This window comes from Tabrizicola sp., from assembly GCF_041911175.1.
Lineage (GTDB): Bacteria > Pseudomonadota > Alphaproteobacteria > Rhodobacterales > Rhodobacteraceae > Tabrizicola.
The window spans coordinates 46,301-56,699 of sequence record NZ_JAYRPN010000060.1; the positions used below are offsets into that span (position 1 = coordinate 46,301).

The following is a 10,399-nucleotide window of genomic DNA, read 5'->3' on the forward strand; positions in this document are numbered from 1 at the left end:
CAATGGCATTTCACGAAATACGCTTCCCGGCCAACCTGAGCTTCGGATCGGTCGGTGGTCCTGAACGCAGGACCGAGATCGTCACCCTGGCGAACGGGTTCGAAGAGCGGAACACCCCCTGGGCGCATTCGCGGCGGCGCTACGATGCCGGGGTCGGCCTGCGTTCGCTGAATGACGTCGAGACGCTGATCGCCTTTTTCGAGGCGCGCGCCGGGCAGCTGCATGGATTTCGCTGGAAGGACTGGTCGGACTTCAAGTCCTGCGCTCCGCTGGCGACCCCGGCACCCGATGACCAGCTGATCGGAACCGGCGATGGAGAGACGAAGGTCTTTCCGTTGCGGAAGACCTATGTGTCGGGCTTGCAGGACTATTCCCGACCGATCCGCAAGCCGGTTCTGGGCACGGTGGTGATCGCCGTGGCCGGAGACCAGAAGATCGAGTTGCAGGAGTTCACGGTGAACACCGAAACCGGCGAGGTGACATTCACCCTCGCACCGGACCTGGGCACCCGTGTCACGGCAGGATTCGAGTTCGACGTGCCGGTCCGCTTCGACACGGATGCGATCCAGACCTCGGTCGCGTCGTTCCGCGCTGGGGACGTTCCCAATGTTCCCATCGTGGAGGTGCGGCTGTGAGCAAGGAAGCGCTGTATTCTCATCTTGCGAGCGGTTCTACGACGGTTTGCCGCGCCTGGACCGTGCGGCGCCGGGACGGTCTGGTGCTTGGATTCACCGACCACGACCGGGACCTTCTGGTCGACGGAGTGTCCTGTCGCGCCGATACGGGCATGACGGCGCGGGCGCTGCAGCAGACGACCGGGCTGTCGGTGGACAACAGCGAGGCTTTCGGCGCCCTCAGTGCGGCGGCGATCACCGAGGCAGACCTGACCGCAGGGCGCTTTGACGGCGCGGAGGTTCAGGCCTATCTGGTCAACTGGGCGGCGCCGGAAGATTTCCTGCTTCAGTTCCGGGGTAGTCTTGGCGAGATTTCTCGCGCGGATGGCAGTTTCAAGGCCGAGCTGCGTGGCCTGACCGAGCTTCTGAACCGACCGCATGGCATGGCCTACACGCCGGGATGCTCTGCCGTGCTTGGCGATGGACGATGCCGCTTCGACCTGCGGCAACCGGGCTATTTTGCCGATGTTGCGGTGAACGCGGCCGATGACGGCAGGATATTCACCTTCCACGATTTCGCGAGTTTTGATGAGCGCTGGTTCGAGGGAGGGCGTTTCACGCCTATCTCCGGCGCCGCATCCGGGCTGGTCGGTGTCGTGAAGATCGACCGTCAGACCGGCAGAGAACGCAGGATCGAGTTGTGGCAGTCGTTGCGTGCCCCGATCACTGCCGGTGACATGGTTCGCATTGAAGCGGGGTGCGACAAGTCTGCGACCACCTGCCGGGTAAAGTATTCGAACTTCCCGAACTTTCGGGGATTTCCTCACATTCCCGGAGAGGATTGGCTTGCCTCGTATCCGGTTCCGGGCCGCCCGAATGGTGGGCTGCGCCGGTCCGGCGGCGGTGGCGCATGACGCTCGGGTTGGAAGTCATTGCAGAAGCGCGCCGTTGGATTGGCACGCCCTATCTGCACCAGGCGAGTGTTCGGGGGGCGGGGACGGATTGCCTTGGGTTGCTGCGTGGCGTGTGGCGGGCGGTCCTGGGCGATGAGCCGGAGCCGATGCCCGCCTACACGGAGGATTGGGCCGAACCGTCGAAGGACGAAGTCCTGCTTGCAGCGGCGCGGAGATGGCTTCGAGAGAAGCCCGACGGCCAGCCTGCAGTCGGTGATGTGCTCCTGTTCCGCATGCGGGAGGGGAGCATCGCCAAGCATCTGGGGCTTCTGTCCGAGATTGGGCCGCATCATCGGTTCATCCATGCCTACACGGGTCATGGCGTGATCGAAAGCTCGCTTTCTGTCCCGTGGGAGCGCCGGATTGCGGCGCGTTTTGCCTTTCCAGAAGGAACCAAGTGAATGGCCACTTTGCTGCTTTCGGCCGCTGGCGCAATGATCGGTGGCGGCGTCGGCGGAACTGTCCTGGGCCTCTCCGGCGCAGTGATCGGGCGCGCCATCGGGGCCACGATTGGCCGGGCAATCGACCAGCGCATTCTGGGCAGCGGGTCGGATCCGGTGGACATCGGCCGGATTGACCGGTTGCGCCTTACCGGGGCGAGCGAGGGGGCTGCCATCGGCCAAGTCTGGGGCAGGATGCGGGTCGGTGGACAGATCATCTGGGCCACGGAGTTCACGGAAACCGTGCGCCGTCGCCGGACCGGGAAAGGCGCGCCGAAGCCCAAGGTCAACGAATACAGCTATTCGGTCAGCCTGGCGATCGGGCTTTGTGAAGGCGAGATCCTTCGGGTCGGCAGGATCTGGGCGGATGGAAACGAGATTTCGGCCAGTGATCTCAACATGCGGGTCTACAGCGGAAGCGAAGACCAGTTGCCCGATCCGTTGATCGAGGCGGTTGAAGGCTTCGGCAAGGCGCCGGCCTATCGCGGCCTGGCATATGTGGTCATCGAGGATCTGGAGCTTGCCGCCTACGGGAACCGTGTCCCGCAGTTCAGTTTTGAAGTCGTCCGGGCAGCCCAAGGCCCGGCAGTCGATCCGGCGGATACGCTGGCTGGTGCCGTGCGCGGGGTAGCGCTTATCCCTGGAACCGGCGAATACGGGCTGGCCACGACCCCGGTCCACTATGCCGAGGCGTTGGGCCGGAATCGGACGGCCAATGTCCATTCGCCATCGGGAAAGACCGACTTCGCAACCAGCCTGGAACAGCTTGCGCAAGAGCTGCCCCAGTCGGGTGCCGTGTCGCTTGTCGTATCCTGGTTCGGCGATGACCTTCGGTGTTCGTCCTGCTCGATCCGCCCGAAGGTGGAGCAGAAACTGCGCGATGGGGTCGCCATGCCTTGGCGCGCGGGCGGAATCAATCGGTCGGCGGCACGGGAGGTCCCGAAGGTCGATGATGCGTCGATCTATGGCGGCACTCCGGCGGATGCGTCCGTGGTGGAAGCCATCCGCGCGCTTCGGACCGCCGGAAAGGACGTGATGTTCTACCCGTTCATTCTGATGGATCAGGTTGCAGGCAACCTGCTGCCCGATCCCTGGTCGGGCGGGGTCCCCCAATCTGTACTACCCTGGCGCGGCCGCATTACGCTGGATGTTGCGCCGGGGCGACCGGGCACGGCGGATCGGACCGCGGGCGCCGCTGCCGAGGTCGCCAGCTTCTTCGGAGTCGCGGAGCCCGGGCATTTTTCGGTCAACGGCGAGACGATCAGCTATGCCGGGCCTGCAGACTGGGGCTATCGCAAGTTCATCTTGCACTATGCTCATTTGTGTGCGGCTGCCGGGGGCGTCGAATCCTTCTGCATCGGCTCCGAGCTTCGGTCGTTGACGCAGGTTCGCGGTGCTGGCGACAGTTTTCCCGCAGTCCTAGAATTGATGCGGCTCGCAGCCGATGTCCGAACGATCCTTGGGCCACAGGTCAAGATCAGCTATGCGGCTGATTGGTCCGAGTATTTCGGCTACCATGTCGACGGGAACGTCTACTTCCATCTCGACCCTCTGTGGTCACATCCCGAAATCGATTTCATCGGGATCGACAACTACATGCCGGTGTCGGACTGGCGCGACGGCGAAGCCCATGCAGATTCTGCATTCGGCTCGGTCTACAACCCGCAATACCTGACTGCGAATATCGCCGGGGGTGAAGGGTTTGACTGGTACTACGACAGTCCCGAGGGCGCGCTTGCGCAGCGACGCTTGCCGATTTCCGACATGGCGTATGGAGAGGATTGGATCTTCCGCTACAAGGACTTGAAATCCTGGTGGTCGAAATTGCATCATGGTCGACTTGGCGGTGTCAGGTCGGCGACGCCGACCGGTTGGATTCCCGGCTCGAAGCCGATCCGTTTCACCGAGTACGGTTGTGCCGCCGTCGACAAGGGGACCAATCAACCCAACCGTTTCATCGATGCAAAGTCTTCCGAGTCGGGACTGCCTGCATGGTCCAATGGTCGGCGCGACGACCTGATTCAGATGCAGTATCTTCTTGCGATGGCATCTCACTGGGCAGAAGCACAGAATAATCCGGTTTCTGACATCTATGGCGGTACGATGGTCGACATGGATCATGCCTATGTCTGGGCTTGGGACGCTCGACCGTTTCCTGAGTTCCCCGGTCAGACCGCGATCTGGAGCGATGGCCCGAGCTATTCGCGTGGGCACTGGCTCAACGGTCGAGCCTCGAACCAGCCGCTGTCCGCCATCGTTCGCGAGTTGTGCGGCAAATCCGGCGTCGACGCGATCGACGTCAGCGTCCTTTTCGGGTTGGTTCGAGGCTACCAGCAATCCGAAATCGCCACAGTTCGATCGGCCTTGCAGCCGCTCATGTTGGCCTTAGGGTTCGACGTCTTCGAGCGTGACGGCCTTTTGAGTTTCCGCAATCGCAAGGCTGACATCCTGGCTGAGATTTCCGAGGGGGAGGTTGCGCTCGCGCGGGAAATGGATGGCGGCATTGAGGTGGCCCGTAGCTCGGAAGCCGAATCGGCCGGGCAAATTCGCCTCGGCTACATTGATGCTCAATCCAGCTACGAGCTTCGCGCGGTGGAGACGCGCTTTCCCGACGAGGAGTCCGTCGGTGTTTCTCAGACCGATTTGCCGCTTGCCCTGACGAATTTGGAGGCGATGGCAGCCGTCGAGCGCTGGCTGGTAGAAGCCCGGGTTGCGCGGGATAGTGTGAGATTTGCGCTGCCGAAGTCCAGACTCTCGATTGGGGCGGGAGACGTGGTTCGCATTTCTGGCGGGCGCTACCGTGTGGATCGGGTTGAACAGGCGGAAAGCCAGCTTCTTGAGGCCATCCGGGTGGAGCCTGGCCTGTACCTGCCGTCGGAAAGGTCGGAGGAAATCGTATCCCTGCGGCCGTTCACTTCTCCGGTCCCGGTCGTTCCCGTGTTTCTCGATCTGCCTCTGCTGACGGGGCAGGAAGTTCCTCATGCACCTCATGTCGCGGTGGGGGCCGACCCTTGGCCAGGTTCGGTCGCAGTCTGGTCCTCTGGCGAGGATGCCGGCTATGAGCTGAACCGGCTTGTCGCCGCCCCGGCGGTCATCGGGGTTTCGGAAACGCCGATGACCCGGCACCGTCCCGGGCAGTGGGACCTGGGGCCGCCGCTTCGTGTCAGGATTTCCGGTGGGGAACTGGTGTCTGCAAGCCGGACTTCCGTGCTAAACGGGGCCAATGTCATGGCCATAGGGGACGGCAGTGCGGCCAACTGGGAGGTCTTCCAGTTCGCTGACGCGCAACTAGTCGCGCCAGACACCTACGAGATTTCAGTCCGGCTGCGCGGCCAACTTGGAACCGACGGCATCATGCCGGACATCTGGCCCGAAGGCAGTACCGTCGTGCTGCTTGACCTTGCATTGACGCAGATCGACATGGCGGCTTCCGCACGGGGTCTGGCGCGGTATTACCGGATTGGTGCAGCTTCGCGCGGCTATGACGACTCGAGTGTCGTGTTGCGAACCGAAGCCTTCGACGGGATCGGGCTGCGCCCCTATCCTGTTGCTCATCTTCGACAATCGGAAAGCGCGGGGGAAATCCAGCTGATGTGGCGGCGTCGGACGCGGCTGGATGGTGATAGTTGGCAGTCGGCTGAAGTGCCGCTTGCCGAAGAAGGTGAGGCCTATCTGGTCCGGGTGGCCACGTCCACCGGGATCAAAGCGGAATACACCCGCAACCAGCCGTCGTTTGCCTACACTGCGGCAATGCGGTCCGCTGATGGTATCAGCACGGAGTTCAATCTCGCCGTGGCCCAATTGTCTGCGAGCTTTGGCCCGGGCCCCTTCCGGCAGGTCGTCGTGGCACTATGACGCGACTGTCCTGTCCGTGCCCGGAACACGGTGGTTTCGCAAGTCTGGCTGGGTTCGACCTGAAACGGGTCGGACCCGCAGGCTTCGACGTTCCTGTCACTCAAGGTGTTTCATTTCCCGCGCGTCGACAATTCCTACTCCCTCCACACATTTCAACACCTGATGAATGACCGCACAGAAATGCGTGTCGCCACTCGTCCCGTATGTGGTATCAAGGCTGCGTATCTGGAGATGCGGTCATGCTTGAAACCAAACCCAAAGTCGCTGCCATCGACCCAGTCTGGCACCGGGTCTGCGAGGAAGCGGTGGAAGCGATCCGCAACGAGCCGCTGCTCGGCGGCCTGATCCATTCTGGCCTCCTGCACCATTCCAGCCTGGAACGCGCGCTGGCATACCGGTTCTCGCTGAAGCTCGCGTCGGGCGAAATGAGCGAGCAGATTCTCCGCGAGATTGCAGATCAGGCCTATGACAGTGACCCCACGATTGGCGCCGCTGCCCGGTCGGACCTGATGGCGGTCTATGAGCGTGACCCGGCCTGCCATCGCTTCCTCCAGCCGATCCTCTTCTTCAAAGGCTATCAGGCGGTGCAGGCCTACCGGATCGGCCATTGGCTCTGGCAGGCGGGCCGCATCGACCTATCCTATTTCGTCCAGATGCGGGTCTCCGAAGTCTTCGGCGTTGACATCCACCCTGCCGCCCGCGTCGGCAAGGGGATCATGATCGACCATGCCCATTCCATCGTGATCGGCGAGACCGCCGTTGTCGGCGACAACGTCTCGATGCTGCATTCGGTCACTCTCGGGGGGACCGGAAAGGAGGACGGCGACCGGCATCCGAAGATCGGCGACGGTGTCCTGATCGGGGCAGGGGCCAAGGTCCTGGGCAACATCCACGTCGGTCACTGCTCACGCATCGCGGCCGGCTCTGTCGTGCTGGAGGACGTACCACCGAACTCCACCGTTGCCGGTGTTCCGGCGCGTGTCGTCGGCAAGGCCGGTTGCGCCCAGCCTGCCCTCACAATGGACCAGATCCTGAAATCGGAATGACCGGCCCCGCATGACCTCCGTCCTCCGTGCCTTCGCCGCCCGGGCCACCGGGCTGACGATCTCGACCTTCGCCCGCTTCATGACCGCCCCCCGCGCCATCTGGCAGGGGATCGAGCCGGTGCCGCACCAGCGCATCTACTTCGCCAACCACTCGTCGAACGGCGACTTCGTCCTTCTGTGGACCGCGCTCCCCACCCCCCTTCGCCGCAAGACGCGCCCGGTCGCCGCGCTGGACTACTGGCTCAAATCCCCCCTCCGGGCCTTCATTGGGCGCGAGGTCTTCAACGCCGTCCTCATCGACCGCCGCCCCGAGGCGCGGACCGAGGATCCGGTCGCCCAGATGGTCACGGCCTTGGACCAGGGGTCTTCGCTGATCATCTTCCCGGAAGGTCAGCGCAACAGCTCGGACGCCCAGCTTCTTCCCTTCAAGTCCGGGCTTTACCACCTTGCCAAGGCCCGCCCCGGCGTCGACCTTGTCCCGGTCTGGATCGCCAACCTGAACCGTGTCATGCCGAAAGGTGAAGTCATCCCCGTGCCGCTGATCTGCACCTTGACCTTCGGCGCCCCCCTCCACCTCGCCGCAGACGAGACGAAGGACGCATTCCTCGCCCGCGCCACCCAGGCGCTCCTCGCGCTGAAGGCCCCGGCATGACCTCCCCGCATCTCCTCTGGCTCCTCGCGGGCGTCGGCACCATCCTCGTCCTCGCCTCCATCATCGGTGAAATCCTCCGAGGCCGTCTCTCGCCCGCAGGCGAGAACCCGGTGATCGAGAACCTGAACGCCCGCATCAATGCCTGGTGGGTGATGGTGATCTGCCTCGCGCTCGCCTTCATCGCGGGCAAGCCCGGCGTCGTCTTTCTCTTCGCGCTCTGCTCCTTTGCCGGCTTGCGCGAATTCCTCACCCTCACCACCCACAACCGTGCCGACCACTGGTCGCTCGTCGCCTGCTTCTTCCTGGTGCTGCCGCTGCAGTACTGGTTCCTCGCGACCGACTGGTACGGGATGTATTCGATCTTCATCCCGGTCTACGCCTTCCTCCTTCTCCCCGTCGTCTCAGCACTCCGGGGCTCCACCAAGGACTTCCTGATCCGCGTCTCGGAAACCCAATGGGCGCTGATGATCTGCGTCTATTGCGCCAGCCATGTCCCCGCGCTTCTCTACCTGCAGATCCCCGGGTTCGAGGGGCGCAATGTCATCCTCATCGCCTACCTGATCTTCGTCGTGCAACTGTCGGACGTGATGCAATACGTCTGGGGCAAGCTCGTCGGCCGCACCAAGGTCGCCCCGAACCTCTCGCCCTCGAAGACCTGGGAAGGGCTGATCGGCGGCGCCCTCACCGCCACTGCCATCGGCACCGCGCTTTACTGGATGACGCCATTCTCGCCGCTTCAGGCTGCGGGCATGTGCCTCCTCATCACGCTGATGGGCTTCTTCGGCGGCCTCGTGATGTCAGCCATCAAGCGCGACCGCGGGATCAAGGACTGGGGTCACCTGATCGCCGGGCACGGCGGCTTCCTCGACCGGCTTGACTCGGTGATCTTCGCCGCGCCCATCTTCTTCCACGTCACCCGCTGGCTCTGGTCCACGACATGAGCGCCCCCGAAACTTCGGAAAACCGCCGCCCCCTCACCTCGCGCAACTCCGCCTGGGCCGCGCGCCTCGCCTCCTGGGCCGTGGCGCGCGAGATCACGCCCAACCAGATTTCCCAGGCCTCTATGGTCTTCGCGGCGCTCGGTTTCCTGCTCTTCTGGCTCTCCACAAACGGTGGCATCCTGCAGTTCCTCTGCCTGATCCTCGCCGCCGCCACCGTGCAAGCCCGGCTCGTCTGCAACCTGATCGACGGCATGGTCGCCATCGAGGGCGGCAAGGGCGCCAAGGACGGCCCCTTCTGGAACGAGGCCCCGGACCGCGTCTCCGACCTCCTCTTCTTCGCTGGCGCCGGCCTCGCCGCCGGCCGCCCGGACCTCGGTCTTCTCGCCGCCGCCCTCGCCGTCGCCACCGCCTACATCCGCGAGCTGGGCCGGGCCGAAGGTTTCGCGCCCGACTTCTCCGGCCCCCTCGCCAAGCCGCAGCGCATGGCCGTCCTGACCGCAGGCACCATCCTGGCCGCCCTCTACGCGACCGGATGGACCCTCACCGCTACGCTCTGGATCATCGTCGTTGGCACCGCGATCACGATCCTCCGCCGCTCCCTCACTCTGATCGGCAAGTTGAAATCCAGATAGAAAAAGGGAGGCCGAAGCCCCCCTTTCATCTTTGCACAAGTATCCCACGGGGGTGCGGGGGCGTGAAACCCCCGCTCCGACAGATCAAGCCAGCATCACCATCGGGTTCTCCAGCGCCTCGATCACCGCCTTCAGGAACTCCGCCCCCAAGGCCCCATCGATCACCCGGTGATCCACCGACAGCGTCATCGACATGACCGTCGCCACCCCGATGGTCCCGTCCGCCAGCACCACCGGCTTCTTCACCCCCGCGCCCACGGCGAGGATCGAGCCATGCGGCGGGTTGATCACCGCGTCGAAGTTCTCGATCCCCATCATGCCAAGGTTGGAAATCGCAAACGACCCGCCCTGATACTCGTGCGGCGCCAGCTTCTTTGTCTTCGCCCGGGTGGCCAGGTCCTTCATCTCCGCCGACAGCGCCGAGAGCGACTTCTTGTCGGCATCGCGCAGCACCGGGGTGAACAGGCCCCCCTCGACGGCAACCGCCACCGCCACGTCCGAGGGCTTCAGCCGCAGGATCCGGTCGCCCGCCCAGACGGCATTGGCATTCGGCACCGCCTGCAGCGCCACCGCGCAGGCCTTGATGATGAAGTCGTTGACGCTGAGCTTCACCCCGCGCCCCTCAAGCTGCTTGTTCAGCTGCTCGCGGAAGGCCATCAGCGCGTCCAGCTTCACGTCCCGACGCAGGTAGAAATGCGGGATGGTCTGCTTGGCCTCGGTCAGCCGCGCCGCAATCGTCCGGCGCATCCCGTCCAGCGCCACTTCCTCATAGGCGCGGTCGGCATACATCTTCAGCACGGTTTCCGCCGCCATGCCCGTGGGCATCGCCGCCGCTGCCGCCGGGGCAGGGGCGGCTTTCGGGGCCTCCGCCGCGACCGGGGCCGCCGCAGGCTTCACTGCTACCGGCTGCACGCCTTCGACATCCGCCCGCACGATCCGGCCATGCGGACCCGAGCCGGTCACGGCCGCGAGGTCCAGACCCTTCTCCTTGGCGATCCGCCGCGCCAGGGGCGAGGCGAAAACCCGCGCGCCGCCCGACACCGGCGCAGCGGCCGCCGCAACGCGCGCAACCTCCGTAGGTCGGGGTTCACCCCGACTCTCCGCCGCAACCGGAGCCGCCACCACCGGAGCTGCAACCGGAGCCGCCGCCACCGGAGCCGCCACCGCCCCCGCATCCTCGCCCTCGTCCAAGAGCACCGCGATGGGCGTGTTCACCTTCACCCCCGCCGTCCCCTCGGCGATCAGGATCTTGCCGACGACCCCCTC

Annotated in this window: 9 protein-coding genes; 8 read left to right on the plus strand and 1 reads right to left on the minus strand. The window is 64.4% G+C overall.

Translation table 11 applies throughout. The annotated features are described in order from the left end of the window. The first annotated feature begins 2 nt into the window (after nt 1-2). The 8 genes from ACE3P6_RS07990 to ACE3P6_RS08025 all read left to right on the plus strand — a co-directional run bounded on the left by ACE3P6_RS07990 (nt 3) and on the right by ACE3P6_RS08025 (nt 9,133). Entirely contained in the window at nt 3-635 is a 633-nt protein-coding gene (locus ACE3P6_RS07990) for a TIGR02217 family protein (RefSeq protein ID WP_374393544.1), read from the plus strand. Continuing rightward, complete coding sequence (locus ACE3P6_RS07995) at nt 632-1,528, plus strand: DUF2163 domain-containing protein (protein ID WP_374393546.1); 897 nt, start codon at nt 632-634, stop codon at nt 1,526-1,528. Before ACE3P6_RS07990 ends, ACE3P6_RS07995 begins: the two co-directional genes overlap by 4 nt. Continuing rightward, the gene (locus ACE3P6_RS08000) at nt 1,525-1,968 is read left to right on the plus strand and encodes an NlpC/P60 family protein (RefSeq protein WP_374393548.1); all 444 of its coding nucleotides are present in this window, start codon (nt 1,525-1,527) and stop codon (nt 1,966-1,968) included. Before ACE3P6_RS07995 ends, ACE3P6_RS08000 begins: the two co-directional genes overlap by 4 nt. After that, nucleotides 1,969-5,862: a glycoside hydrolase TIM-barrel-like domain-containing protein gene (locus ACE3P6_RS08005; RefSeq protein ID WP_374393550.1), complete on the plus strand. Its 3,894-nt coding sequence runs from the start codon at nt 1,969-1,971 to the stop codon at nt 5,860-5,862. 239 nt (nt 5,863-6,101) lie between these two features. After that, a complete protein-coding gene (cysE, locus tag ACE3P6_RS08010; RefSeq protein ID WP_374371059.1) occupies nt 6,102-6,908 on the plus strand; it encodes a serine O-acetyltransferase in 807 nt (268 codons plus the stop codon). A 10-nt stretch (nt 6,909-6,918) separates the two neighbouring features. Further along, entirely contained in the window at nt 6,919-7,560 is a 642-nt protein-coding gene (locus ACE3P6_RS08015) for a lysophospholipid acyltransferase family protein (RefSeq protein ID WP_374393552.1), read from the plus strand. Further along, on the plus strand, nt 7,557-8,501 hold the full coding sequence (locus tag ACE3P6_RS08020) for a phosphatidate cytidylyltransferase (RefSeq protein WP_374393554.1): 945 nt from the start codon (nt 7,557-7,559) through the stop codon (nt 8,499-8,501). The genes ACE3P6_RS08015 and ACE3P6_RS08020 overlap by 4 nt, the downstream gene beginning before the upstream one ends. Then, nucleotides 8,498-9,133: a CDP-alcohol phosphatidyltransferase family protein gene (locus ACE3P6_RS08025; protein ID WP_374393556.1), complete on the plus strand. Its 636-nt coding sequence runs from the start codon at nt 8,498-8,500 to the stop codon at nt 9,131-9,133. The genes ACE3P6_RS08020 and ACE3P6_RS08025 overlap by 4 nt, the downstream gene beginning before the upstream one ends. Nucleotides 9,134-9,217: 84 nt before the next feature. Here the strand turns inward: ACE3P6_RS08025 and ACE3P6_RS08030 are convergent. Beyond that, a partial coding sequence (locus ACE3P6_RS08030; protein ID WP_374393558.1) for a 2-oxo acid dehydrogenase subunit E2 occupies nt 9,218-10,399 on the minus strand: 1,182 nt, incomplete at its 5' end.